Origin of the sequence: Pantoea sp. SJZ147, assembly GCF_007828605.1 — a bacterium.
In the GTDB taxonomy this organism is placed as follows: Bacteria; Pseudomonadota; Gammaproteobacteria; order Enterobacterales; family Enterobacteriaceae; genus Pantoea; species Pantoea allii.
The window spans coordinates 253,502-280,324 of the sequence record NZ_VIVB01000006.1 but is presented as its reverse complement, the minus strand read 5'-3'; the positions used below and the strand labels follow the sequence as shown (position 1 = coordinate 280,324).

Sequence of the window (26,823 nt, the reverse complement as noted above, 5' to 3'; positions counted from 1 at the left end):
TCAGAGTTTGCAGCACGGTGGCGGAATGGAAAATGTGAAGGTAAACAAACCGACATTACTAACTGATGGTTGTATCTAATACTGGGGGCAGGTCAGGCTGGCTTCAATGCGTATAGGACAACACCTGCGAAGCTCTTACCGCGTTTGATCTTCTGCATACCCTTCATCGGGTTTGCTCCATATGTCTGCATTGATTAGTTTCTGGCGAAGCTCTTTCAACTCCCGCTTAACTGCGAACAGTTCTGTCTTGGTCAGAGAGCTGCATGATTGCTTAGCATTCAAGTGATTAACAATCTCGTTTAGCCTATGGTTTATTTCGCCGAACGTTTTCCATGCTGCTCTGTTGATCTCAGGAACAACAACAGGTTGGTTTTTCATGAAGCACATGCGAAGCCATTCGCCTTTGGCGTGTTGCTTACGTTCATGTTCTAAAGTATTTAGCTCTGAGTTATTAAGTCTGACGCTGACGCAATGAATACGTAGATTCTCTGCGAGGGGAGGGGGATATATATTATTCATAGAAGCTCCTTTCCTGAATATAAGCATATTCCTTATGCCTAACTCATTTATATCCGATAGATGAATTATGTCAACGGCTTGGGGGTTGATTTACCTTTTGCAATCGAAGAGCAGAAAAAGCAAGGCTACTCAGCTTCGCTGAGTTAGCCCTTGCTCGAACAAAAAAACCTTCTATTGACATGTTGTGTCAAATTTGCTATGAGTTTATAATAAAAAATAAAAGGAGATTGGATGAGGAAGTGTATTTATTTAATGATCTTAAAAGTGTATATATTGATGAGTTTGTTTTCAGGTTATATATTTATCTATAGTTCTAACCCGATTATGTACAAAGCCTCAATAATATTTTTAGCATTAGGGGTGACGTTATCACCTGCGATTATTTGGCTTATATTCTCCATTAATTATGGTGTGAGTAGAAATTCATTTAAAAATTAGTAAAAATAAGGTCGCAACTACGATAAATAATTTATTTACCTCAGAATCTTTATTTTTTTGTTCAGCTTCTATCTTTTTTTTAGTTGACTCTTGCAAAAGTTTTGTAAACTCCTCATGTCGTGATTCAACGGCATCACAGTAAGAAATGCAACACTTCACTAAGGTAGTTATAGCCAAGCTATATGTGATGATGAATATTAACAGAGGATCAATTTCTATTTTCGATTGAATCTCATTTAAGTAACCATCCTTTATAACAATATAGCTCACAGCAGTAAGAGAAGCTGAAAAATAAAGTATAAAATCGACAGCGGACTTGATGGTTTTTTTGTATTTGGGATAAGCACAACGAGTAAAAGTTATTGCAATTAAAACTGGAAGAAAAAGCAATACTGATTTTGTTCCTAATTTAAATTTAACAGCGATTATCGTAAGAAAAAAGCAAAAAAAAGCAACTATAAGAAAAATTTTCTTTAAGTTATAAATCTTAGATTTTTTTTCATCTTCTTCACCTTGGATGTAAAAAACTATACGCAGTTCAAATTAAAATGGGGGTAAGTGCTTCCGTTCAGCATATATGCTTTTAAATTAATAGATTCGAGCGAGCTTAACGGGGGCTCTTTATTAAGTGAGACACGAGAATGATATTCTTGTGTCTCAGGTTTCAGCGCATTTAGCGGCCTTAGAGTGCAAGCCACAAAAATAGTATCACATGATATAGTACATTGGTTCTTTAAAAACGATTTTATTTTCACTTTCCATTTTTTGAATTATGGAAGTGATGATGCCTTTTAAAGTACCACTTGTAGCCTTGAAGCCCATAGCCCTTGATACAGAATTGACCAGCTCGTCTTGGGTAGCACCGAAGCTTTTATTGATAACATCGATAATCCCTACCTCCATTTCCTTATTAGATATGTTTTCCGACTTTCTCAATCCTGCTGATTTAATATTCGTTCTGTCTCTCAATGTAATGGAAAGACTATTGTTGTATATAAAGTCATCTTCCAGGGAAAATGAAGAATTTGAGGTTGTGATCTTTATTGCATCTTTAACAATGGCTTCAATACGAGCCCCTGCACGTTGCAGACCCCATGCTGACCTCACACGTGTAATCACTTCATTCACATGTATTGGGGCTTCCACAAGAACAATTTGCTCAACTATCTTGGCGAGCACGCCAACTGGGGTTTCATGAATCTGGAATCTTGTGTCAACGTCAGGAACCGCCTCAACATATGCCACAGCTTCATTAAAACTGCCTTCAATTGTCTCAAGACCAATCTCTGTTACAGTCTCTCTTTCTACTGTCACTATCTCGACAGGTACAGCTCTTGATCGAGACAGAGAAGTTTCAGAACGATTTTCGAGCTCTTTCTTAGCCGCCTGAATAGCAGAGAGAGTTTTCTGTAGTTGCTCTTCGGGGCGCTGGAACCAATCTGTGCTCCAAATCCTGTGAATGATCCAACCATGGTCCTCAAGCACTGCCTGACGTAGGCGATCTCTTTCTCTTGAAGAACGGGAAGAGTGATAGGTCATACCATCGCATTCAATCCCGATAAGGTATCGGCCCGGCATATCAGGGTCGGCAATGGCTAAATCAATAAAGAAGCCTGCTATACCAACTTGAGGGTGGACCTGGAAGCCTTCATTTTGGAGAGCATTTGCAACCTGTTCTTCGAACATACTGTCCATCGAACGGCCACTTTGTTCTGCAACCGACAAGCGTCCTGTTCTTGCATATTGCAGGAAAAGTTTAAAAGCGAACACACCTCTACCTTTTGCCCTTTCAAGATCGATATCTTCGTCACTGATTGAGGCATAAACTTCGCAACGCCTTTTGGCTCGGCTGATGAGAACGTTCAGGCGTCTCTCACCACCCTCTGCTCCAAGAGGACCAAATCTCATTGCCATGTAATTTTGTGGATTTCGGGCATACCCAACAGAAATGATAATGACGTCGCGTTCGTCACCCTGAATGTTTTCAAGGTTTTTTACAAAAAACGGTTCGCTTGGGTGCGCATAGAAAAAATCCTCGAACTCAGGGTTCAGCCTGCGAAGCACTTCAAGCTCGTCCTGAATACGCTTTCTCTGGGTAACGGAAAAGGTAGCCACACCTAAAGATAAATGAGGGTGGCTTCTTGCATGTTCGAGAATTGCTGTTGCTACGCGTTTTGCTTCATTTGCATTGCTTCCAGATTCGAATACGCCATCTTCAACTTTATGGAAACGTAGGCCCATACCTGCTTCTTGTGTATAGGGGCTGGGAACTATAAAAAGCTTGTTTTCATAAAACTGACTATTCGAAACAGCAATCAATGACTGGTGACGACTTCTGTAATGCCAGCGAAGCATTTTTTGAGGCAACCCTCTGGCAACAAAAAGTCCCAGTATGCTCTCAATGTCTGCGACTTGTGCTGAGTCTTCATCATCCTGATCATCTGCGGAACCTGTCATTTTGGCGAAGAAAGAAGTTGGAGGTAACTGACGTTCGTCTCCGACAACAACTATCTGCTTACTACGTGCAATAGCTCCTAATGCATCTACCGGTTGGATCTGACTGGCTTCATCCATTACCAGTAAATCAAACGACTGCTTACCCGGCACTAAAAACTGGGCAACTGACAGAGGACTCATCATCATAACTGGCTTTAATGCCTGAATAGCTGCACCAGCTTTTGTCATGAGTTGTCGAATCGCCATATGACCGCGTTTGCGTGCCATCTCACCCCGCAGTACACCCACAGGGCCTACGCCAATTTTAGAGGGAATTGCTCTGTGGTGAGCTCTTACGACTTCAAAACTCGAAGCTTTAATTCTTCGCAGATCCATCTCAGCGAAGCTTGCTACTCTTCTTGAATGCAAATCACCATCAAAACGAGCCAGTTCTGGCTCATCTTCGACCATTAAAGACAGAATTGAGTCGAAATAAGTTCTGTCAAAAGTACCTAGTAAACGTTCGGAGGAAAGAACTCCACTACTCAAATCGGAGATTAATGGATAAATACCAAATGTTTTCGCCAGCTCTACACGGTTTTGCCAGGCAACCCATTTTGAAAGTTGTTCAGAATTATCTATCCAAAGAGTAATCTTGTCATAGACTAGATTAAAGGGTACTTCATGAACATTTTCATTTTTGAAAATTGATCCATAGGAAGATTTAAGAGAAGTAATCACTGATGTGAGTTTGGCAAACTGCGCTTGAATAGACTCACTCAAACTTCTTGATTTATGAACTAAACCCTGTTTGTCATCTATTTTAGACGCTAATATCCTTAAGTCATTATTTGATTCAATCCAAGAATGAGATTGAAGTAACAGATCCCAGTCACTGTTTTCTTTCAACCATAATGGAGACATGGTTGACTGAGCTAAATTATCGAAATTATGAATGATATTCATTTTTTGCTGGGCGCTTGATAACAAACTCAACAATTCAATACGATCAGAAACAGAGGATTCATTTTTGACGAAAATATCTTTATACGCGGAGTCCATAGTGCTTAGCACATCAGACTTTACAAGGAGTGATTCCAGTGGAATGCTTTTAACGGAATAATAGTTATCAAAATACTCTTCTGGCGTGGCTCCCAATGAATCCCAAAAAATACGGCTTTCATCTAAAACTTCATGGGTGAGTTTTTTAAGCTGACTCACTTGATATGCTAATGCGTCTTTGTTGGAGAGGCGACTTGCAATTATTCGGGCTTCAGAGTTGATACCACGTAAGGTACGTATCCATTCGACAAGTGATTTCAGCAATTCACTATCGCTATTCTCACCTCGCCAGTCTGAACCAAATGCAGACTGTCCGAATTCATTCAAATCAATGATGGATTTTCTCAATTTCTGTGCTTTTATCAACAGATCGAGGTACTCAACCTGCTGAGGGATCGTCAAACCTTTATCATTTATCAATGAAAGGGTAAGCTTTTTCGACTTTCGCCATTCGCTATTAAGGAATTTAAAAGCGCCAGTGTTGTTTTCAAGGCTGTTTCGTGTGCTTTCTACATCTGTTTCCCACGCCTTATCAACAAAGATGAGATTGATTTTTTCTTTATAAATACTAAGTTGTTTAATATCTGCAACCAGACTTGCCGCTTTTTCAATACCACCTTCCCAGACAGTGGCAATGAATGCTTCTGGACTCACATTTGGAGCTTGAGTAATACTTTCACCCAACTCGATAAGACTTTCAATCTCACTTAAATTCGAGAATCCGATTTTAGAACCCAACTCCTGCTGCAATCTTGAAGACTCTTTTAAGATTCTAGGTGTAAGTGTCTTCAGTCTATGGGCAGTAGTAAAAGCATTAATATTAATATCTACAGGTAATTTACGATAATCTTCTGAAAGGCTGTCGACCTCAGTGTTGAATTTATCTGCATGTAATTCTTTTTCAAGCTTGCTGTAGAGCTCTTTGAATGAGAATCCAGTTTCAATTAACGTCTTTGTCTCATCTTTAGAAGTGGCCCATAATGGCGAACTTAATGATTCAGGTGATAAATTAGGCGCTGAGTTAATTAATTCAGCTATTAGAATGAATTCCTGTAACTCTTTTAATGAGCCGATATGATAGGCTTCATTGGTAAGTTTAGAAAGATTGATAGACTCTTCAATAGAATCTGAAAGTTCAGACTTCAGGTTCGTTAATGAGGCAGTGAGTCTTTCAACTTCACTAGGAAGTATCTCAGTTCTATCGATACCATTCCATGGGTGCGAATCAGGAATGCCAATATCACTTATCCTCTCAATTAATTCATCAATAAGTGCATGTCTTTTGGAGAAATCGTCGCTACTCCATGATTCATACCCGCTAAGCTTATAATCGTTAGGGTCAAAACCTGATTGTCTGAGACGTACCAGTTGCGCCATAACCTTATATGGCGTTAAGCCTGATGGCATGTACGTTTTATGAATCCTTGCGGGGTGATTGTTGAGGATATCTCGGCTTTCTGTGAGATTATTGACTAATGTATCTGGGAATTCTCCTCGAGGTGAACCAAGTTCCCAGACTCGCTTCAGTTCTTCAAGGAATGCTCTTTTGTTGGTTTTATTGCTATGTAGCTCTAAACAAGCATCTCCAACACCCGCCTGATCAAGTCTGCGCTTAACTACTTCAAGGGCCGCCATCTTTTCAGCTACAAACAATACTTTTTTACCGTCTGCGACTGCTGAAGCTATGATGTTAGCGATTGTTTGAGATTTACCAGTCCCTGGGGGACCCTGAATAACCAAGCTTTTACCATTACGTACTTCGTGAATGGCAAGAGTCTGTGAGCTATCACTGTCCAAAATATGAAGCATTTCTCGGGGGGGAATGACTGAGTCAATTACAATGTCGTCAGAGATTAACTCTCCACCAGAGAAGCCTGTTTCTAAAAGACATTTTATTGATTCCTGATCTGTAATTTTTGAATCCGAAGGCCAGTTATCAGGATCTAAATCTGTATACATCATAAATTTAGCATAGGAAAACAGACCTAGATTGACTTCATTTTCTAATACTTCCCAACCTTCTTTCAATGATATAGCTTGTTTTATATCTGCGAAATAATTCGTTAAAGAAAAATCCTCATCGATACTCAGGGGAGGTAGGGTTATTTGGTGAACACGGCTGAGGAATGTCTCCAGCGACAGGTTGCTAATGATGTCCTCATCCCTGACTTTAATTTTAAAGCGTTCTCCTGCTTTTGCTCGCATTAATTCAACTGGTAACAATAAAATAGGGGCATGGCGTATGTTTGCTTTATTATTAGGATCTATCCATTTAAGCGATCCTAGAGACAGAAACAGGATATTTACGCCTTGTTCTTCTTCAAGGGTTTTTGAGTCATAATATAAATCTAATAGCTTTTTTTGTAATGTCTTTGGCGTGAGCTTTGTCTGGAGTTTTGTATCATTGTGGTTGGTTTCGGAGTCATCTAAGAAAATAATGTCTTCGGACTCTGTGTCTGTCTCACTGTTCTCATTGCTTTCATTTGTTTTTTTATCTTCTCGACCATGAAGAAAAGTGAACGGCTTGCCTTCTTCAAAAAGCATCTTGAACAAAATGTCAGATCTTTCATTAACTACTTCCAAAAATTTTGTAGTCTTTGATTTTGGTATGTTAAGTAAACGATTTCTAGCTGTCAGATCGAGTAACTCTGCTCGCGACTTTTCAAGTTTTTGGCTGAGTGACAGATTGGAGTTTTTGTAAAGCGAGCCTTCAATTTCGTCCATTACGCATAACCTTGAATTGAAAATATATCAGTTAATCAGTGAGTTATGCTAATAGCTTTAAATCACTGCAATTTTTCTGTACATATTAGAATGTTTCAGCGAGAAAATTAAGAATTTTCTAATTAATCTTAATGTTATTTTATTTATCTATGTAATTCAGTTAGTTGCATGAAGGCGTAGATTTTTCTTTCTAATTTTCAAGATTAACTATAAGTTAACATGATATTTTTGTATAAAAAATAGACTATTTTGGTTTGGTGCGCCCTCAATTATTCTTTCCGTATGAAGTTGTCCGATAGTTTACGGTCGCGTGCAGTTGCGTTACTGAGATTTTGAAAAAATTGGCATGAGGAAACGAATTGAAGCTTTTTGATTATCTGATGATGACATTCCCAGATCTAACACCTGAATCTACGAAAGTCCATTTGGCACAAGTGAATGACTATAATGAGGATCCACTGATTAAATTTCGAGAAGAGACATTCGATGATTGGCAGTGCTGGCAGAAGAGACTTGAGTTCAATCGTAAATATGTTGTTTCACTAATCAGGATTGTAGGGTCTGAAACTTGGTTGTTTGCGGGCGCATTTCAACAAGTGGGCAATGCGGGAAAAAATGCCTATGCTAATCGTGAGGATATGTACTATCAGTACTATCTTAAAAAAATAGTTGAGACTGAAGAATATGCGGGACGTATGTATGTCACGTTTAAAAATCCTGCGAGAAGTTTTATCCGGGTTGGTGAAAGTATTCAAAACCAACTGTATGTAACTGCTATAACTCCAACGCGACTGAGTTTTGGAGAGTTTCCAGGTTACCGTAATATTATACTTAATTATAGCAGTATAGGTGCAATTCTTAGGCTTAATTTAAAATCTTGGCGAACCGCATTATCAATAGTTAAAGGGATTTATGTTTTAACTGATCAATTTGAAGGGAAGCTTTATGTTGGAAAGGCTGACGGCAGTGAAGGAATATGGGGACGATGGGAACATTATTTTGGTTCCGGGCATGGCGGCAATTTGGGGCTTAAGGAAGCTTTTGGTACATGCGACGAAAGCCGTTTGCAACATATAACTTTTGCGATACTTGAAGTGATTGACAATAATGCCGAGGTGAATGAAATTAACCGCCGTGAAAAGCACTGGAAAACTATACTTCTCTCTAGAAAGTTTGGGTATAACAGAAATTAATCAATTGTTAAAGTTTAAAGATATCGTTAGGGTATAATTAAGATGGCAGGTTCTGGTTTTAAAATTATTTAACAATAATTTTTTCTGAAAACTTTTTAAAAGTTAGACTGCTTAAGATTGTGAGTGTCATTTTTAATAAAAATAAGTATATTTGAAGGTTTTTTTGATCTATCTGAAAATTGCAGTAAGACCGCTATAGAAAATGCTTTAAGCGGTCTTTATTGATTATTTAAGGAGGTTGTTATTTCTCTAACCCCTTAATATTATGAATTAAACTGGCGACATCCCCATGTTTAGTATTTGCTGGTAGATTATCTTTGAGTAGTTTCCTGTTCACGGCTGTTTCTCTGTAGCCATGTTTACTGAGTAGGTCGTTGAGTTCGTATTCTTGAGAGGTATTAACATAGTCCCAATCTGACTTAGGCATTACTCTATCTCCATTTTTTTTTGTCTGCAAATGCACAGTAACTCTTGGCTAAAAAACAAACAAGAAGTGTTTTGTGTTTTGATTAATTTTTTTGATTCCGATCAAAAATTTTAAGATAAGCATCGGTTCAATATAAAAATATTTTTAAGGTTTTTAGCAAGATAAGTGGCGAGTTACAGTTTAACGGTGAAAATCTAAAATGTTGGACTCATATGCAGAATAATCGTTTTTTTTAGTTTATTATGATTTCTACGAATAGATAGATATATGAAGTACCGGGGAAGAAACTTGAATGATTTCATAAAGTATACTAAATCTTTGGATTTAGCTAAGTATTATGTTTATGCCTTTTATGACATAGATGATGGTTCAAAAAAGCCCTTTTACATTGGGAAAGGGAGGTCTGGTCGTTGTCTTGATCACATAAAACGTCCTGATAGCTCTCAAAAATCTGAACGCATTAAAGAGCTACTTGCAAAAAATAAATTGGGTATTGATATTCTTCGTCATGGCATGGATGAGCCAACAGCGAAACTTGTAGAGGCAACTTGTATTGATCTCTTAGGTGTTGGAGAGTTAACAAACAAAGTACGTGGTAGCAGTTCAATGATGGGGCGTATTACTCTTAATGAGCTTCAACATTTGCTCTTAAATGAAGAGACTGAGGTTTTACCTGAGCATGCGGGACTCGCTTTTCTTCTCAACAGTACATATAAATCTGGTATGACTTCACTGGAACTATATGAGGCTACACGTGGCATATGGGCTAACATTCCTAAAGATAAACAACTTAGATTTGCCTACGCAACATATGGCGGACTTATTATGGAAGTATACGAAATAGATTGTTGGGTCAAAGCTGGTTCGCAACAGTATTTTACTCGTGATCTGAATATTGCTGATAATTCCAATCGTTTCGAATTCGTTGGACGTATTGCTTCTAAAGAAGTAAGGGGTTTATATGTTGGGAAGTTAATAAAAAAGCCGAGAAGCCATGGAAGTCCATTTGTTAGAGTTGGGGTAATATGATTTTTTTCTGGGCTCTAACGATATTCGTGAATGATGCGACGAGTGTAAAATTAAAAAATATGAGTCAATAATTTATGCTATGTGCTTTTTTATTTCATTTAAAAGTTTTTTTTATACAATTTCCATTTGAAGATGTTTTTGTCAATGCTATCGGTGGCTTTTTAGGTTGGGCTGGGCTTTTCTGGTTGGCAATAAGTAAACGTGGAGTCAGATTATTAAGACAAAAGTTCAATCGTCCAAGCTTAAGGATTGAACTGCGAAAAACTCCAGAAAATATTTTTTCGGGAATAGAATTGGGTGCACCAGCACGATGGATTGAACAACAACTAGGGGCACCTACTAAGATAGGAAAAAAATGGTGGGGATATAGATTTTCTGACTCCATGGTATCGTTATGTTTTGATTCTAATGATTCAGTAGTTACTATCAGCGTAGCATTAATAGATAATAAAACAAATTTCAAATTTCCTGCTGAGCATTTTGATTGTCCTAATCTTGGTAAGTTAAGACTAAGCAATCTCTTAACCGTTCATGAGCTCTCCCTTGAGTATAAGAGTTCCTATCGACACAGTGAACTACTAATAACTGGAAGGGAAGGGCCAAAAGGAGCCTGGCACTACATTGCTTTTGGTGCCTTATCGCCTCAAATCCCTGGTCCTCTTTTAGAGGTGGAATTTACTTGGGATAGTGATCAAGATGTTCTCACCAGCCAACCTGTTAATACGAAAATTAATTGGGCTGCAATATCAAATACGTCTGAAATCGATACATTCCCTTGGGATTTCGGAATAATATCTAAGTCATAGATTGTGAAATTTTTGAGGATCTATTCAATCAATGCATTGTAAGCGATAGTGCAATGCCAAAAAAGCCAGTCACTATTGACTGGCTTTTAAAAAATGAAATTTATTGGCCTAAATCACGGAGCTTCTTACCAGACATCAGATTCTTTTCAATGTGCTCAAGAGTGACTCCTTTGGTTTAAGGGATCAGAAAAAAAGTTATCACGATAAAGATCAGGTTGAAGCCGGTATACAGCCAGAACGTTCCTGCAGGCCCAATACTACCCAGAAGTGACAGGAAGGTTGCTCCGATAATCATGTTGGCAACCCAGTTAGTCGTCGTTGAGCAGGTAATCCCGAAGTCCCGGCATTTCAGAGGTTGTATCTCAGAACACAGTATCCAGACCACCGGAGCGGCACTCATTGCATAGCCGCCTATACACAACATTGTCATACCCACTGACACCCATGACAGGCCGGTACTGATATCTCCCTCACCCGCTTTCATGAGGCAGTAGCCCAGAACCATATTACAGATGGTCACTTCACTTGTTTCCTAAATGATAGTCTTTATCTTGGATATGCTTCTAGATACTCTCCTACTATTAAATTTTAATTGAGGCTTAAAGATATAATAATTCATTATTCAGACCGATGTTTTTTTTAGGAGAACTCTTTTTTTCGCTGTTTTGCCAGTGCTAGAATGTTTTTTAAGTATTCAAAATGATTGATGATATTTTTCATTACAATGGCTCCAAGGGAAATGCCAAGAAGAAAAAACAAACCTAATATCGAAATTATATTGGCAACGTCAGTGTCGAATAATCCTTTAAATAAAATATTGCCTATTTTTTCAAGCCCCCCTAGAGCTTGTACAGCAGAGTATGATAATCCTAAAATAGATATAATGGCAGTTTTAGTACCAAAGAAATCTGATATACGTGCTTTAAATCGTTCAATTTTAAGATTTAACCAATATGTTGCATATTCCAACTCGGGAATAGAATAGTGATCGAGTTGTTCAACATTCTTCTCATCGTGATTGATTTCTATTTGAAAGTCGTTTAATACTTCCTTTCGCATATTAAAGAAGAATTTCATATCAGCGACTATAGGTGTTGATAAGCATATAATTCCAAAGATATGATTCATTATAAGTAGCAATAAAGCGTAAATTTCTACGCTCTTTTTATCAATATTAAAAGTTAAGCATAGAATAATTAGTGCCCCCAAGAGCAGAAGACATAGAAGGCATCCAAGCAAAGAGTAGTTTTGTATTTTTATTGAGGTTTTTTTCTTGGATTTAATCAACGCAAATGGAGTGTGTGATTCCATTTTACTAAGAATGCTAACTATTTGATTAACTCTATTCATTTTGTTCTCGCACGTCTAAATTTAAATGTTATTGTTCTAGTCAGTCTATCTTCGTGATTTAAATCAGAACACAATACATAATTAACAGTAACGATTTTTTAATGTTTGAAGATTTAAAATCATTTAAATTCTTCTATTATTTTTTGATTATAGTCTTCTAAGTATTTTTGTAATTCATTTCTGTCAATCAAGCGTACTTTTGCTGATTCAGCAAGTTCTTTCGCCGAATTAGTGAAATATGAATTTGTAATAACCATTGCTTCGTCACATGAGTAAAATGTTTTAGCGGAGATAGCTTGTTGTACAGCTGAATTACCAACTGAGCCAGAATAGTTTTTTGCCTGGATAACAATTTTTTTATCGAAACGAGTGACAAATAGATCTGCACCTTGATCCTGGGTTCTCTTTGTTTCTTTAACATCATACCCAAGAGTCTGGAAAATTTTGACTAAAAAGTCTTCAAATTCAAAACCATTCATTGAATCCACTGAGTACATATTAACATATTTATCGGGATTGAAGTGCTCAAGGCGTGTAGCCAATCTTTCGACTAAAATGTCAAAGTATATAGTTTCACAGATTGATATATATTTTCTAACATTATCAATCGATATTAATGGTGTGCCTGGAATGTTTTGAGCATTCTCATTGAAATCTAATGCAGGGAAGGTTATTTTATTGTTCCAGACAAAATATAGAAATAAAGATAGATCCGCTCTAAAGGTTGTTCCTGCTTCTTCAATCCATGATTTTAAAGATTCCGTTAATGTAGGTTTGATATGTCTTTTGATCTCTTTCGCAAACCCGTTATATACAGCGTTGAAAGATGTAGTAAGTAAAAGCTTGTCCAAAAGCATTGGCAGCTCTTCTAATTCATTAAAGCCCTTTCGAACAAGGACCTCACGGAATAATACAAAATCAGAATAAGTGCTTTTGTCTTCCGATAAATCACTTTCTGACCGCTTATCATGTGAAAATTTTGTCGTGTAGATGAAATTGGTGAAGTAAGGATCCTTAAATGTTGCATATTTATCTAGGACATTTTGCAGGAGACTATTGAGTTGGGATTGCTCTTTCTTTTTTCCGAATAAGTCTTTTATGATTCCTTTTGACTGATATTGAAACTCTGGATAAAAAGAGGGATTTAGAGGAATCATTTGTTCTGAGGTTACAGGGGGAGGCGTTTTTGTGCCCCATGAATTCGTTGCAGTTGGTACTCCGCCAGAACACCAGGGACAAATAATTTCGAAAGATGTCTTGCTGCATGAGTAACACTGATAAATCATTAGGCTATTTCCTTTTGAAATTATTAGGCTTAGTCACGGTCTTTGGATCTTAAGGTTTAGTTGCTACTCTTTTAGTTGAGTATAAAAGTAGATGCAAATACTTTTCATACTTTCACGTCATGGTAATGATTTACTGAATCATTTTCCAATCCTGATGAAAAGCTATAGTTGCCACTTGCTGATTGTTCAACATGCCTACCCCACCAAGCCATCATATCTCTTCGTTGTTCGAGATACTGAGAACGGTTATAAGCTCTCCTGACCTCATTGGTATCAATGTGAGCCAGTGCTGCTTCAATAACGTCAGGTTGAAATCCCTTCTCGTTGAGAACAGTTGAGGCTATGGATCTCATACCATGCGCAACAAGGATATCTTTGAAGCCCATACGTTTCAGCGCCATGTTTGCCGTCTGACTGTTCATTGGTTCCAGGGGATTACGGTAACCGGGAAAAACGTGTGGTCTATGCTGGCTGATTGGCTTCATAACTTCTAGCACAGCAAGTGCCTGTTCAGACAGCGGTACAATATGCATACGTTTCATTTTCATGCGACCAGCAGGAATGTGCCATTCCTTTTTCTCGAAGTTGATTTCATCCCAGCGTGTCATCGCCGCTTCTGCCGGTCGTGTCATTGTAAGGAGCTGCCATTCGATAAGACAGCGCGTCTGTCTGCCAATACTCGCAAATGCGAGATTCTTCATAAGCAGAGGTAGCTGTTCAGGTAAGAGGGCGGGGCGGTGTTTTACTTTTGGCTTATGGAACGTCTTACCGATTTTTGCCGCTGGGTTTGAACTGACTAAGCCAGAGTTCAAAGCATAATCCATAACCTCATTAATACGCTGACTCAACCTTTTAACAGTTTCGAGTCTGCCTGCCGCATGAGTTGGGCTAAGGGATCCAATGAACTGTTGGGCTGTAATGCTGGAAATAGGCATGGAGCCGATATGTGGGAACACATATTTACTCATTGAACGCCAGATATCGTTAAGAGTGTGAGTTGTTAATCCTGCTGCCTCTTTGGTCTTAAACCACTCAGCTGCAACTTTTTCAAACGTACTTTCACTCACACTCTTCTGACGAAGTTGCTCTGCTTTTTTGTGCTCTTGAGGGTCGACGTCTTTGCTGAGAAGAGCGCGGGCTGATTCACGATTTTGGCGGGCTTCAGAAAGCGAAACGGAAGGGTATGAACCAAAGCTGATCATGGCCCGTTTACGAGTAAAGGGTTTGTAATAACGAAACCGCCAGAGTTTTGAGCCTCCGGGAGTTACCTGCAGTTCCAGACCGTCCCCGTCATAAAGAACCAATGCTCGTTCAGCAGCTTTGGCGTTCTTCACTTCGGTATTGTTTAAGGGCTTGGTCTGTCTTGCCATGGGCAGTCTCCATTCTGTTCCTCGGAAGGCTTAGGCATATCAAAAGGCAGTCTTAAAAACGTATGCCCATGGGTATGCCTAAATCAGGTGGATTCCACTGTATCAATCAGGATTTCACTAGACAACAGAAAAACAGCAGGTTTCAACAACCTACTGTTTAAACTGTTTTTTATGGTTCTCTCTGGACTTCACCAGACAAAACGTTGGGATAATTTGGTCGGCACGAGAGGATTTGAACCTCCGACCCCTGACACCCCATGACAGTGCGCTACCAGGCTGCGCTACGTGCCGAACTTTGGAAAGCTAGTCTACTGATTCTTCGTACGAATGCAAGCTACCCGGCAACTAACTGCCGCATTATTAATCAGTTAGCGATAAAACGTTTCTCTTCTGTGAGCACCTGCAACAATAGCGCCAGCTCCGGTTTATGATCTTTCAGCACTTTTCCACTGGCGTCATAAGCGCGGTAGCTCCCGTTATTGTTCAGCACCAGCGTGATGTCACGCGTCGTGATCACCAGCTTGTTGTCTTCACTACTGGTGACCCAGTCATGGCGACGTTGAGCAGCAAACAGATCTTCGCCCTGGGCATAATTCACCGGATTCGTACTTACGTGTAGCAAGCGCTGCATCAGCGTCACCATCACATCCTGATGATCGGAAAGGCGCGTCACTGTCTGTGCTGGCGTATCCGGCCAGTGAATAACCAGTGGAACCTGCAGGATTTGGCGATTGCCTTCATTATCGGGATCGCCATCCAGCGGCACGCCATGCTGCGCCGTAATGACCACCACGGTGTTTTTCAGCAAGTCACGTTGCTGCAGCGTAGTGAGAATGGCCTGAATCTGTTCATTGAGCGCCGGTGCCTGGCGCATATAGCTGCGCTGCCGTGCTTTGGCGTTATCACCGCTCACTGTCGGGCCATGCAGTGCCACCCAGGAGAACCATGGCGTACCATCGCTCTTTTGAGCGCCCAGCCAGTTTTGCCATTGCGAGACGGTGCTGGCATTGGGTTGTTCTTCACTGGCAGGCAGCGTGTAGTCGGACAGCAGAGCCTGACGATAAAGTGGCTGACTAAATCCATCCGATGAGAACAGGCCAAACTGATAGCCCTGGGTGCTCAATGCGGTGAGAAGGGCGGACGGCGTTCGCTGTGCCAGCACACCGTTCATATAGCTGGCCGAGATACCGTAGAACAGACCAAACAGGCCTTTTTCTGCATTATCGCCCGCGCTGAAATGTTGGGTAAAGCGTACGTTCTGGCTGGCAAACTGGTTCAATGCTGGCAGGGCGCTGTCACTACTGGCGCTGTTCAGCCCATCCACCGTAATCACTAACAAATTATCGCGCGCGCCTTTATCCGCAAAGGTGATATCACTGAGCGGATACTGTACTGCTGCGGCTTCAGGATCGCCTTGTTGCACCAGACGGCGCTGATATTCCTGCGCATCCAGCAAACCGTGGCGCTCCAGAAAGCGACGTGCCGTCATAGGATAGGAAAGGGGCAAATTTGCGCGCTGCATGGTAATCGGGCGATAAAAATTGGCATCAGCCCAGATATACATTAAGTGGCTGGCAAAGAAGGCGCTGATAAAGAGTGCTGCCAGCGGCTTGCCAAAAGAGCGGCGGTTCAGGCTGCGCAGCTTCTGCCAGCTCCAGGTAGCAAACAGAATCTCCACCAGGAAAATCAGCGGCACACCGATAAACATCAGCTGCCAGTCGCGCGCCATTTCACTTTGATCGGGGTTAATCACCAGTTCCCATACCACCGGATTAAGGTGTAAATGGAAACGGTTGAACACGGCACTGTCGACCATCAGCAACGTTAAGCCGGCGGTGGCGACCACCGTCGAAAGCACCCGCATCAAACGTTGCGACATGACGACAAACGTCAGCGGGAAGATAATCAACAGATAAGCGGCAAACACAATAAAGCTGAAGTGACCCACCCAGCTTGTGTACGCATAGATACGTCCCGCCAATGAGGCAGGCCAGTCGGCAACCAACAGATAGCGGCTACCCAGAATCAGCGCGAAAAAGATATTGAACAGAGCAAACCAGTGTCCCCAGCTAATCATCTGGGAGACTTTCTCGCGGTAGCGCTGTCGGTTGGTTACCATAGTTTTACGTCAGATCAGCGAATTAATGGGTGCTGTCGTCTACCGATGCCTGCAGAGCATCAGCAAAAGAACGTGCCAGAGAGCGGCGTTGCGCAGGCGCAACATCGCTGTTAATCAGGTTGGTTACCATGTTCCCCAGTACCATCAGGGAGAGGTCGGTGGGTGCCTGGTCTTTTTGCAAAACCTGCGCCATTTCCGCGAGGAGTTGTTCAACGCGTTGGTCGCTGTAACGGGATGATTGTGGCATAGCGAAAAGTTATCTCGTCTCAAAAGGCGATATAGTACCGGAACAGCGCACTTTTTTCCGCAAATTTATCGAAAGCGCACTGTTCGCATGATGCATGGAGTTGAAAGCTGCTGCTGGCGGTGTTTGAATACGCGCCTGTGCTATTAGGAGAGTTTACCATGAGTCTGGATATCGACCAGATTGCCTTGCATCAGTTAATTAAACGTGATGAAAATCAGTTAGAGCTGGTGCTTCGTGATTCGTTACTGCCTGCCACCAACACCGTCGAAGCGATGGTGGAAGAGCTGCACCGTGTTTACAGTGCGAAAAGTAAAGCTTACGGGCTGTTTAATGCTGAAAGCGAACTGGCAGAAGCGCTGCGCAACTGCCGCAAAGGTAACGATGATTTTCTCGCTTTTAGCCGGGCTGCGACCGGACGTCTGCGTGATGAACTGGCAAAATATCCGTTCGCCGAAGGCGGCGTGGTGCTGTTTATTCAGTATCGCTACCTGGCGGTCGAATATTTACTGGTGGCGGTGTTGAACAGCCAGTCCAGTATGCGCGTCAACGAACAAATGGATATCAGTAGTACCCATTATCTGGATATTAATCATGCCGATATTGTGGCACGTATCGATCTGACCGAATGGGAAACGAATCCGGAATCAACCCGTTATCTGACCTTCCTGCGTGGACGCGTCGGGCGGAAAGTTTCTGATTTCTTTATGGACTTCCTGGGTGCGGAAGTCGGACTGGACACCAAGGCGCAAAACCGGGGACTGTTACAGGCAGTGGATGACTACTGTGACGAGTCGAACCTGGATAAAAACGAACGCCAAAATTACCGTCAGCAGGTTTACAGCTACTGTAATGAGCAGCTTCAGGCGGGCGAAGAGATTGCGCTAAAAGAATTATCAGGCGAGCTCCCTCCGCTGGGTGAAAAGACGTTTGAAGCCTTTACCCAGGAACAGGGCTATGAACTGGAAGAACATTTCCCGGCGGATCGCGGTACGTTACGCCAGTTAACCAAGTTTGCCGGCAGCGGCGGCGGTCTGACCCTGAACTTCGACGCACTGTTACTTGGTGAACGCATTTTCTGGGACCCGGCAACGGATACGCTGACCATCAAAGGAACGCCACCTAACCTGCGCGAACAGCTTCAACGCCGCACCAGCAGCAAGTAATGCCAGGCCGGGGCAATGCGTTCCGGCGGATAACAGACAAAATAAAAGGGCCGGTTTCGCAACCGGCCCTTCTACGTTCAACCCATTCGGCGATTAAGCGCGAACGAAGTCGATGTGGTGCAGTTTTGGCTTGAACGGGTGACGCTGAACAGCCTGCACTTTAACTTTGGTGTCTTTACCGTCAACCACCAGAGTCAGAACTTCATCGTAGAAGCCTGGCTTAGTTTGCAGGTTCATCACCTGGTCGTGGTCAAGGTCGATAGCAACCGCTGCTTCTGAACCACCGTAGATGATGGCCGGGAAACGGTTTGCTGTGCGCAGGCGGCGGCTCGCACCCTTACCCTGCTCTTTACGTTCTGCTGCTTCGATAGTGAACATTGATACGTCTCTTTATGATTCCTGCTACAGGCGACCCAGTAACAGAAGGGTTATTCAACACTGCTTATGCACATGCAAAAGCGGGCGGCATTATAGCCGTAATAGGCAGCAGGGGCAAACGCTAATCCGGCCTAACGGAGTTCGTTAGCGCGGCGAAAGCGTCCCTGGTAGTCAAAGAGCTTTTCACGGATCTGCCAGAAGTGGCCTTTGGCACGCGCCACAACAAAATCGGGATGGCGCAGCAGGGGTTGCAAAGCCAGCACATCGGCAGCGGTTTGCCAGCCTAATGGCACGCCAGGGGCGCGCTGATGAGGGCGCATAAACAGTTGCTCAAACGCTTTGCGCTGTGCAGGCGTTTGCAGGCGAAACCGTTCGCTGACGCTGGTGCCATCTTCATCAAAATAGGTGGCTTTCAACCATTCGCCTTTGTCGTCCTTACCCTGTTCCAGCGTCATGCCGCCGCAGCGCAGTACGCGTGCATCTTTCAGCTTCAGGGCGGCTTTGAGCATATCATCGGGATCGACCAGAATCTTGTCGCATTCCCGACAGTGGCGAGCGGCGATATCGTTTTCAGCATTACAGTCCGGGCAGTTTTTAAAGCGAAACCGATAGTCGCACTGTTCCCGCTCGCCTTCATCGTCTTCCAGAACGCCCTGACAACGCCGGCCAAAGTGCTCAATCACCATGCCGTCCTGGGTGGCCTTGCCCCAAAATGTATTCGCGAAACCACATGCAGGGCAAAATACCTGCACCGGCTGATTGTCGCTTTTGCCTTTTGGCGCGCCCACTTCAGGGGTAAAAAGATCGTGCGGATTTCCGGCGTAGTCCAGAATCAGGCAATCTTTTTTACCGGGCGACAAACGTAAACCGCGTCCCACAATTTGTTGATACAGGCTGACCGACTCGGTGGGGCGCAGGATTGCAATCAGATCCACATGCGGCGCATCAAAGCCGGTCGTTAACACCGCGACGTTAACCAGAAATTTAAGCTGCTGGGCTTTAAACGCCGCGATCACCGCATCGCGCTCCTGCGCATGGGTTTCCGCCGACACCAGTGCGCTGTTCTCGGGCAGCAGGCCCAGAATTTCGCGCGCGTGCTCCACGGTGGAGGCAAACAGCATGACGCCGTGGCGATCCTCGGCAAATTCTACAATTTGCCGGATGATATGCGGAGTAATCCGCTGCTGCTGTTTGAGCTCCCGATTCAGGTCGGCTTCGCTGAACAGACCATTAGCCTGAGCGGTGAGACGGCTGAAATCATATTGAACTACCGGCATATCCAGCCGTTCTGGCGGCACCAGAAACTGATGCTTGATCATGTAGCGCAGAGGCAGCTCGTAGATGCAGTCACGGAACAGGGCCTTCTCATCGCCACGGACCATGCCGTGGTAATGAAAGCGATAAATCCATCCCTTGCCCAGGCGAAACGGCGTGGCGGTCAGACCCAGCAATCGCAACTGGGGATTGTGCTGGCGCAGATGATGAAAAATCTGCTGGTACTGGCTCTCTTTATCGTCGCCAATACGGTGGCACTCATCCACAATGACCAGTGAGAAAGCACTGTCAAACAGGCTGAGATTACGTGCAACGGACTGGACGCTGCCGAACACCACCTTTCGCTGGCTCTCTTTACGCTGCAACCCTGCCGCAAAGATATCGGCCTCAAGTCCGTAAGCCTGATATTTGCTGTGATTTTGCGCCACCAACTCTTTGACGTGCGCCAGCACCAGCACCCGACCGCGTGCCAGGCGCGCCAGTTCGGCAATCACCAGGCTTTTTCCGGCCCCGGTGGGCAGGACGATCACGGCAGGTTCATGATGGCGACGGAAGTGGGCGATGGTGGCATCGACCGCGTCCTGTTGATAAGGGCGTAAGGTAAAAGACATGCTGCTCACTTTTGTAAAATCTGCCGCAATTATGCCACGAATCCACTGTAAACGCGCTGTCAGCGAGGCGCAGTTCAGGATATACTTCTCATACTTTTTCAACGGTTAAACAGGCCGTTTTAGTTTCCCTCCGCAGTAACAGGCAAAACGAATTCATGCGACTCGACAAATTCATCTCTCAGCAACTGGAAATCAGCCGTGCTATCGCTGCACGTGAAATCCGTGGTCAACGTGTCACCGTTAACGGTGACGTGGTGCGCGACACCGCTTTCAAACTCCAGCCCGATCACGAGGTTGAGTATGACGGCAACGTGTTGCAGATGCAGACCGGGCCGCGCTACTTTATGCTGAATAAACCGCAGGGTTATGTCTGTTCCACGGACGATCCCGATCATCCCACCATTATCTATTTCATTGAAGAACCGATGGCATTTAAGCTGCATGCCGCAGGCCGGTTGGATATTGATACCACCGGTTTAGTTCTGCTTACGGATGATGGTCAGTGGTCACACCGCATTACCTCACCGCGTCACCATTGCGAGAAAACCTACCGTGTGACGCTGGAAGCGCCGGTGAGCGAGGATACGGCCGCGCAATTCAGCGCAGGTGTGCAACTGCATAATGAAAAGCACCTGACAAAACCTGCTCAGCTTGAGGTCATCACGCCCACTGAGGTGCTGCTGACGCTTAGCGAAGGCCGTTACCATCAGGTGAAACGTATGTTCGCCGCCGTGGGTAACCGGGTCGTTGGCCTGCATCGCGAGCGCATTGGCGCGATTGCGCTGGACGACGCGTTAGAACCGGGGGAATACCGCCCGTTAACCGCAGAAGAGATAGCCAGCATTGGCTTGCCAGAAGAACTTAAACAGAAATAGCGAGAAACCCGGTGCGTAAGGAAAAGAATTCGCCGATGGGCCTGGTCGTTATTCTCGGCCTGTTAGCGATGTTGATGCCGTTATCGATAGACATGTATCTGCCAGCGATGCCACAAATTGCGCGCCAGTTTGCGGTGTCCGCCGGGAGCGTGCAGATGACGCTCAACCTTTACATCCTGGGGTTTGCCATCGGTCAGTTGATCTACGGTCCCCTGGCCGACAGCTATGGCCGCAAGCCGGTCATTACGCTGGGTACCCTGATCTTTGCCTGTGCGGCGGCGGCCTGCGCACTCTCGCAGTCGATTGAACAGCTTATTGCGATGCGGTTTTTGCACGGCCTGTCTGCGGCCGCCGCCAGCGTTGTGATCAATGCGCTGATGCGCGACAGTTACTCGAAAGAGGACTTTTCGCGCATGATGTCATTCGTGATGTTAATTACCACCATCGCACCGCTGCTGGCCCCGATTATCGGCGGCTGGCTGCTGTTAATCTGGAGCTGGCACGCCATTTTCTGGACGCTGTCGATAGCGGCCGTTATCACCACCGTGCTGGTGGCGACCCAGATTCGCGAAACCCTTAAACCTGAGCAGCGGCAGCGCTTTCACCTGCGCACTACGCTGGGGAATTTCGTTATCCTGTTTCGCCATAAGCGGGCGTTCAGCTATATGTTATCAAGCGGATTCTCGTTTGCGGGGCTGTTCACTTTTCTCAATGCCGGCCCTTTTGTTTACATCGAACTGAATCACATTTCGCCGCAGAGTTTTGGCTACTACTTCGGCCTGAATATTGTGTTTTTGTTCATCATGACGCTGATTAACAGCCGGGCAGTGCGCCATTTTGGCCCCGTCGCCCTGTTCCGTTTTGGGTTGTTGGTGCAGTTTGCGATGGGCATCTGGTTGTTGATGGTGAGCGCTTTCGATCTGGGGTTCCTGCCGCTGGTATTGGGCATTGCGATGTTTATCGGCTGTGTTTCCATGGTGTCGTCTAATGCGATGGCCGTCATCCTTGATGAGTTTCCGCATATGGCCGGTACCGCCTCCTCTCTGGCGGGTACGTTACGCTTTGGTGTCGGCGCACTGGCTGGCGCGCTGCTGTCTCTGTTCAGTTTTAACAGTGCCTGGCCTATGGTAGGAACCATTGCGCTGTGCGCGACCCTCTCTGTTTTGTTATTTCTCTACGCTTCACGTCCTCGTTCCGTCGCCCGCTAAGCGGGCGTCGCGCCTTGCTGCGATCCGCCTTTATCCGCTTATAAAATAATGTTTCTTATTTGTGAAAAAAAATAGCAAATAAAGTAATCACATTGGGTCTAAAATGATTGTTAGTTATCATTAAACGCGGTACATATAGCCCAAAGTGAGATTTAACTCTCAAATTTGCTTTTACAGGACGCCTTGCAGGATCTGCGCGTTAGCATGATTTAACGGCTCTCGATGCAGATACCGTTGGTTGTAAATTGAGCTTCATTCTCTGGAGATACTGATCACTATGTTGCAACTTTCGGTTGTGCATCGCTTGCCACAGCGGTTTCGCTGGATTAGCGATCGTCGTGGCGTGATTGAAACCGACGATGTCGGCTCAGAAGAGCATGATGTGATTGCGCTGCGGCTGATCAGCCATGATGGCGTCCCGGCATGGGAAATTCTGCACGAACTCAAAGACATGCTGGCAGCCATTCAGGTGGACGGAAAAATCGCCGAGTGCGAAGGGCAACCCTGCCTGTTTATCCGCCGGTGTGATGAGAGCGCCACAAACTGCTGCCTGAAAAATCAGGGCGTGGCTATTGCGGAAACCTTTATTGGTCACTGAGCGTGACGGAACCCAGCAACTCGCGGGTATAAGCCTGTGCAGGCGCGGCAAACAACGCTTCACAATCGCCTTGTTCAACGACCTCGCCCTGACGAAGTACGATCAGCTGATGGCAGAGCGAGCGTACCACTTCTAAATCATGACTGATAAACAGATAGCTCAGTTGACGCTGTTGCTGTAATCCGCGCAGCAGGGTCAGAATCTGTTTCTGCACTGAGCGATCGAGCGACGACGTCGGTTCATCCAGTACCAGTAGTTCCGGTTCAAGAATCAGGGCGCGCGCAATGGCAATGCGCTGACGCTGGCCGCCTGAAAATTCCGCCGGGTAGCGATGGCGGCTCTCTGTATCCAGACCCACCTCTGTCATTACCGCGTTAACCCGTTCATCCTGCTGGGCCGCACTCAGCTGTGGATAATGCACCGCCAGGCCTTCGGCGATGATCTGCTGCACCGTCATACGGGGATTCAGCGCAGAATTAGGGTCCTGAAACACCACCTGAATACGGCGACGTAACGGCAACAGTTGCTTTCGTGACAGCTGATGCAGTGGCCGATCGTCAAACCAGACCTCGCCCTGAGCCGCAATAAGACGCAGCAGGGCCAGGCCCGTAGTGCTTTTACCTGAGCCAGATTCGCCTACCAGCCCCAGACTTTCTCCCCGTTTCAGGCTAAAACTGAGGTTATTTACGGCGATTTTCTCGCCCGTTTTACGTTTAAATAACCCCTGGCGCAGGGGAAAACCGACGCGCAGATTATCCACTTTCAGGATAACCGGCGTCGCTGCAGGAAGGGGCACGGCACGCCCTTCCGGATCGGCCGCCAGCAGTTGCTGGGTATAAGCGTGCTGTGGCTGCGTGAGCAGCGGTTGGCTGCGGTTGTGCTCAACCACCCGTCCAGCGCGCATCACGCTCACGCTGTCCGCCAGTTGGCGAACAATTTTCAGGTTATGGGTAATAAACAGCATCCCCATATTCAGTTCCTGTTGCAGTTCGCGCAGCAGGTTAAGGATTTGCGCCTGAACCGTTACATCCAGCGCAGTCGTGGGTTCATCGGCAATCAACAGTTTCGGCTGGGTGAGCAGGGCCATGGCTATCATCACGCGCTGGCGTTCTCCCCCGGAGAGCTGGTGGGGAAAATCATTCAGGCGCGAGGCCGGCTGGCGAATACCGACGCGATCCAGACAGCGCAGTATTTCTGCCCGCGCGGCTTCACGTCGCATCCCACGGTGTAGCGAAAGCACTTCGTATAACTGTTTTTCAATACTGTGCAGAGGGTTCAGGGACACCATCGGTTCCTGAAAAATCATGGCCATCTGATTACCGCGCAGACCGCGAAGCCGTTGCTCCGATGCCTGTAGCAGGTCTTCCCCAGCCAGCAGGATTTCCCCCTGGGGATAGGTCACCGCAGCGTCATGAAGCAGGCGCATGATCGACAGGGCAGTAACGCTTTTCCCGGAACCGGATTCGCCTACCAGAGCCAGGGTTTCACCCGCTTCAACGCGCAGCGAAACATCCTCCACCACCTGATGTAGCTGTTTGCCCTGACGAAAGGCGACGGAAAGATGATTAACAGCAAGCAGCGGGGCGCTCATTCAGACTCCTTTACTGGGATCAAAAGCGTCGCGCACGGCTTCGCCAATGAAAATAAGCAGCGACAGCAGAATCGCCAGCGTGAAAAAGCCAGATAAACCCAGCCACGGTGCCTGCAGGTTATTTTTACCCTGTAGCAACAGTTCACCGAGAGAAGGCGAACCAATGGGCAGGCCAAAACCGAGAAAATCGAGCGAGGTCAAAGTGGTGATGGAACCGCACAGGATAAAAGGCAGAAAAGTCAGTGTGGCCACCATTGCATTGGGTAATATATGGCGCAGCATGATCCGTCCGTCACTGACGCCCAGCGCCTGCGCGGCGCGAATATAGTCAAAGTTACGCGTACGCAGGAACTCAGCGCGTACCACGCTGACTAAACTCATCCAGCCAAACAGCACGGTGACCAGCAGCAGCCACCAGAAGCTGGGCTGGATGACGCTGGACAGTAAGATCAGTAAAAACAGCGACGGCATTCCGGACCAGACCTCAATCAGGCGTTGACCAATCAGATCCACTCTGCCACCAAAATAGCCTTGTATCGCGCCGATCACGATGCCAATCACGCTGGAAAACAGGGTTAGCAGTAAGCCGAACAGCAACGAAATACGCAGGCCGTACAACAGGCGCGCCAAAACGTCGCCACCGTTCGCGTCTGTGCCCAGCCAGTTTTGCCATGATGGCGGAGAAGGGAAGGGCACCTGTGACGCAAAATTAATGCTGTTGGCACCAAAGCGAATCGGCGCCCACAGCGCCCATCCCTGCTTTTCAATACGCTGTTGCAACCAGGGGTCCTGATAATCTGCCGCGGTAGCAAACTCGCCACCGAAATCGCTTTCGCTGTAGTTGAAAAATAGCGGGGCGTACCAGCGTTGCTGATAATGCACCAGCAGCGGTTTATCATTGGCGACTAACTCGGCACACAGGGAAAGGACGAAGATAAGCAGAAAAACCCACAGCGACCAGTAGCCACGGCGGTTATGACGAAAGCGCTGCCAGCGCTGCTGATTCATCGGGGAAATGTGCATTACCGCCCCTCGAAATTAATGCGTGGATCAACCAGGGTATAGGTTAAATCGCTCAGGATATTCATCAGCAAACCAATCAAGGTGAAAATATACAAGGTGCCAAACATCACCGGATAATCGCGCTGGACGGTAGCGTCAAAGCCCAGTAAGCCCAGGCCATTCAGCGAGAACATCACCTCAATCAGTACCGAACTGGTAAAAAACATGCTGATAAAAGTGGCAGGGAAACTGGCAATCACCAGCAGCATCGCATTGCGAAACACATGGTGATAAAGAATGCGCCGTTCCGAAACGCCTTTGGCCCGGGCAGTGACCACATACTGTTTTCGAATTTCATCAAGAAATGCGTTTTTAGTCAGCATGGTTAAGGTGGCAAAACCGCCAATCACCGTAGCCAGTACCGGCAGCGCGATATGCCACAGATAATCGGTTACTTTGCCGTACCAGGGGAGCGTATCAAACTGTGGAGAGGTCAGTCCGCGCAAGGGGAACCAGTCGAAATAGCTGCCGCCCGCAAACAGAACAATCAAGACAATGCCAAACAGAAACGCCGGGATGGAGTAGCCAATGATAATGAAGGTGCTGCTCCAGATATCGAACGTGCTGCCATTACGCACGGCCTTTTTAATGCCCAGTGGAATCGACACCAGGTAGATGATCAACGTACTCCACAGACCAAGGCTGACAGAAACGGGCAGGCTCTCTTTGATTAACTGTAATACGGAGGCACTGCGGAACAGGCTGTCGCCAAAGTCGAAGCGCACATAATTCCACAGCATCGTAAGATAGCGTTCCCCGATAGGTTTATCGAAGCCGTAACGTCGCTCAATTTCTGCGATAACTTCGGGGTCGAGACCGCGCGCGCCGCGATACTGATTATCCCCGGGCGTGAGGCGATGCAGACTGGCCTGCGTACCGCCGCTGTCACCGCCGCCCGCACCGGGCCGCCCGCTGGTTTGTCCAAACTGAATATTTGCCAGCGCCTGATCGACCGGGCCACCTGGTGCTATCTGTACAATAAAAAAGTTGAGCGTAATGATCGCCCATAAGGTAGGAATAATCAGTAACAGTCTGCGTAAAAAATAACGTGCCAAC

Annotated in this window: 20 protein-coding genes, 1 tRNA gene and 1 pseudogene; 7 read left to right on the top strand and 15 right to left on the bottom strand. The window is 45.3% G+C overall.

What is annotated here, in order from left to right:
- Positions 1–135: 135 nt before the first annotated feature.
- The 3 genes from FBY13_RS11360 to FBY13_RS11350 all read right to left on the bottom strand — a co-directional run bounded on the left by FBY13_RS11360 (position 136) and on the right by FBY13_RS11350 (position 7,179).
- Positions 136–519, bottom strand: coding sequence for a hypothetical protein (locus FBY13_RS11360; RefSeq protein WP_145394187.1), 384 nt, complete (start codon positions 517–519; stop codon positions 136–138).
- 423 nt (positions 520–942) lie between these two features.
- Entirely contained in the window at positions 943–1,347 is a 405-nt protein-coding gene (locus FBY13_RS11355; RefSeq protein ID WP_145394186.1) for a hypothetical protein, read from the bottom strand.
- Between the two features lie 318 nt (positions 1,348–1,665).
- A complete protein-coding gene (locus FBY13_RS11350) occupies positions 1,666–7,179 on the bottom strand; it encodes a DUF3320 domain-containing protein (RefSeq protein WP_145394185.1) in 5,514 nt (1,837 codons plus the stop codon).
- Between the two features lie 359 nt (positions 7,180–7,538).
- Here FBY13_RS11350 and FBY13_RS11345 point away from each other — a divergent pair, with 359 nt between their 5' ends.
- The 3 genes from FBY13_RS11345 (at position 7,539) to FBY13_RS11330 (ending at position 10,634) form a co-directional block, all read left to right on the top strand.
- A complete protein-coding gene (locus tag FBY13_RS11345) occupies positions 7,539–8,372 on the top strand; it encodes a GIY-YIG nuclease family protein (protein ID WP_145394184.1) in 834 nt (277 codons plus the stop codon).
- A gap of 715 nt (positions 8,373–9,087) precedes the next feature.
- The gene (locus FBY13_RS11335; protein WP_145394182.1) at positions 9,088–9,828 is read left to right on the top strand and encodes a hypothetical protein; all 741 of its coding nucleotides are present in this window, start codon (positions 9,088–9,090) and stop codon (positions 9,826–9,828) included.
- Positions 9,829–9,902: 74 nt separating this feature from the next.
- The gene (locus FBY13_RS11330; RefSeq protein WP_145394181.1) at positions 9,903–10,634 is read left to right on the top strand and encodes a hypothetical protein; all 732 of its coding nucleotides are present in this window, start codon (positions 9,903–9,905) and stop codon (positions 10,632–10,634) included.
- Between the two features lie 100 nt (positions 10,635–10,734).
- Here FBY13_RS11330 and FBY13_RS11325 read toward each other — a convergent pair.
- The 7 genes and pseudogenes from FBY13_RS11325 to FBY13_RS11295 form a co-directional block, all read right to left on the bottom strand.
- A pseudogene (locus FBY13_RS11325) lies at positions 10,735–11,142 on the bottom strand (MFS transporter); the annotation flags it as partial.
- Between the two features lie 131 nt (positions 11,143–11,273).
- Positions 11,274–11,984 (bottom strand): hypothetical protein, encoded by a 711-nt coding sequence (locus FBY13_RS11320; protein WP_145394180.1) that lies wholly within the window; start codon positions 11,982–11,984, stop codon positions 11,274–11,276.
- Between the two features lie 119 nt (positions 11,985–12,103).
- The gene (locus tag FBY13_RS11315) at positions 12,104–13,270 is read right to left on the bottom strand and encodes a restriction endonuclease (protein WP_145394179.1); all 1,167 of its coding nucleotides are present in this window, start codon (positions 13,268–13,270) and stop codon (positions 12,104–12,106) included.
- Positions 13,271–13,374: 104 nt separating this feature from the next.
- Positions 13,375–14,640 (bottom strand): integrase domain-containing protein, encoded by a 1,266-nt coding sequence (locus tag FBY13_RS11310; protein ID WP_255474485.1) that lies wholly within the window; start codon positions 14,638–14,640, stop codon positions 13,375–13,377.
- Between the two features lie 214 nt (positions 14,641–14,854).
- Positions 14,855–14,931: transfer RNA gene (locus FBY13_RS11305), tRNA-Pro, on the bottom strand.
- A 73-nt stretch (positions 14,932–15,004) separates the two neighbouring features.
- Complete coding sequence (yejM, locus tag FBY13_RS11300; RefSeq protein WP_145394178.1) at positions 15,005–16,759, bottom strand: LPS biosynthesis-modulating metalloenzyme YejM; 1,755 nt, start codon at positions 16,757–16,759, stop codon at positions 15,005–15,007.
- A gap of 22 nt (positions 16,760–16,781) precedes the next feature.
- Positions 16,782–17,006, bottom strand: coding sequence for a YejL family protein (locus FBY13_RS11295; RefSeq protein WP_063880245.1), 225 nt, complete (start codon positions 17,004–17,006; stop codon positions 16,782–16,784).
- Between the two features lie 158 nt (positions 17,007–17,164).
- Between FBY13_RS11295 and yejK the strand changes: the two genes are divergently transcribed.
- Positions 17,165–18,169, top strand: a complete 1,005-nt coding sequence (yejK, locus tag FBY13_RS11290) for a nucleoid-associated protein YejK (protein WP_063880244.1) — start codon at positions 17,165–17,167, stop codon at positions 18,167–18,169.
- Positions 18,170–18,262: 93 nt separating this feature from the next.
- Here the strand turns inward: yejK and rplY are convergent, their stop codons facing one another.
- Both rplY and FBY13_RS11280 read right to left on the bottom strand, forming a co-directional pair.
- Positions 18,263–18,547: a 50S ribosomal protein L25 gene (gene rplY / locus FBY13_RS11285; protein WP_063880243.1), complete on the bottom strand. Its 285-nt coding sequence runs from the start codon at positions 18,545–18,547 to the stop codon at positions 18,263–18,265.
- Between the two features lie 131 nt (positions 18,548–18,678).
- On the bottom strand, positions 18,679–20,433 hold the full coding sequence (locus tag FBY13_RS11280; RefSeq protein WP_145394177.1) for a DEAD/DEAH box helicase: 1,755 nt from the start codon (positions 20,431–20,433) through the stop codon (positions 18,679–18,681).
- 155 nt (positions 20,434–20,588) lie between these two features.
- Here FBY13_RS11280 and rsuA point away from each other — a divergent pair, with 155 nt between their 5' ends.
- The 3 genes from rsuA to FBY13_RS11265 all read left to right on the top strand — a co-directional run bounded on the left by rsuA (position 20,589) and on the right by FBY13_RS11265 (position 23,114).
- The gene (gene rsuA / locus FBY13_RS11275; RefSeq protein ID WP_145394176.1) at positions 20,589–21,308 is read left to right on the top strand and encodes a 16S rRNA pseudouridine(516) synthase RsuA; all 720 of its coding nucleotides are present in this window, start codon (positions 20,589–20,591) and stop codon (positions 21,306–21,308) included.
- Positions 21,309–21,319: 11 nt separating this feature from the next.
- A complete protein-coding gene (locus FBY13_RS11270; RefSeq protein ID WP_063880241.1) occupies positions 21,320–22,516 on the top strand; it encodes a Bcr/CflA family multidrug efflux MFS transporter in 1,197 nt (398 codons plus the stop codon).
- Positions 22,517–22,793: 277 nt separating this feature from the next.
- On the top strand, positions 22,794–23,114 hold the full coding sequence (locus FBY13_RS11265; protein ID WP_063880240.1) for a hypothetical protein: 321 nt from the start codon (positions 22,794–22,796) through the stop codon (positions 23,112–23,114).
- Here the strand turns inward: FBY13_RS11265 and yejF are convergent.
- Genes yejF through FBY13_RS11250 form a run of 3 tightly spaced genes read right to left on the bottom strand, consistent with a single transcriptional unit; the run spans position 23,101 to position 26,822 of the window.
- A complete protein-coding gene (gene yejF, locus FBY13_RS11260; RefSeq protein ID WP_109717391.1) occupies positions 23,101–24,705 on the bottom strand; it encodes a microcin C ABC transporter ATP-binding protein YejF in 1,605 nt (534 codons plus the stop codon). The genes FBY13_RS11265 and yejF overlap by 14 nt on opposite strands.
- The gene (locus FBY13_RS11255) at positions 24,706–25,728 is read right to left on the bottom strand and encodes an ABC transporter permease (protein ID WP_063880238.1); all 1,023 of its coding nucleotides are present in this window, start codon (positions 25,726–25,728) and stop codon (positions 24,706–24,708) included.
- Positions 25,728–26,822 carry a microcin C ABC transporter permease YejB gene (locus FBY13_RS11250; protein ID WP_145394175.1) on the bottom strand — a complete coding sequence of 365 codons (1,095 nt, stop codon included), beginning with the start codon at positions 26,820–26,822 and terminating at the stop codon, positions 25,728–25,730. Before FBY13_RS11250 ends, FBY13_RS11255 begins: the two co-directional genes overlap by 1 nt.
- Between the last annotated feature and the right edge of the window lies 1 nt (position 26,823).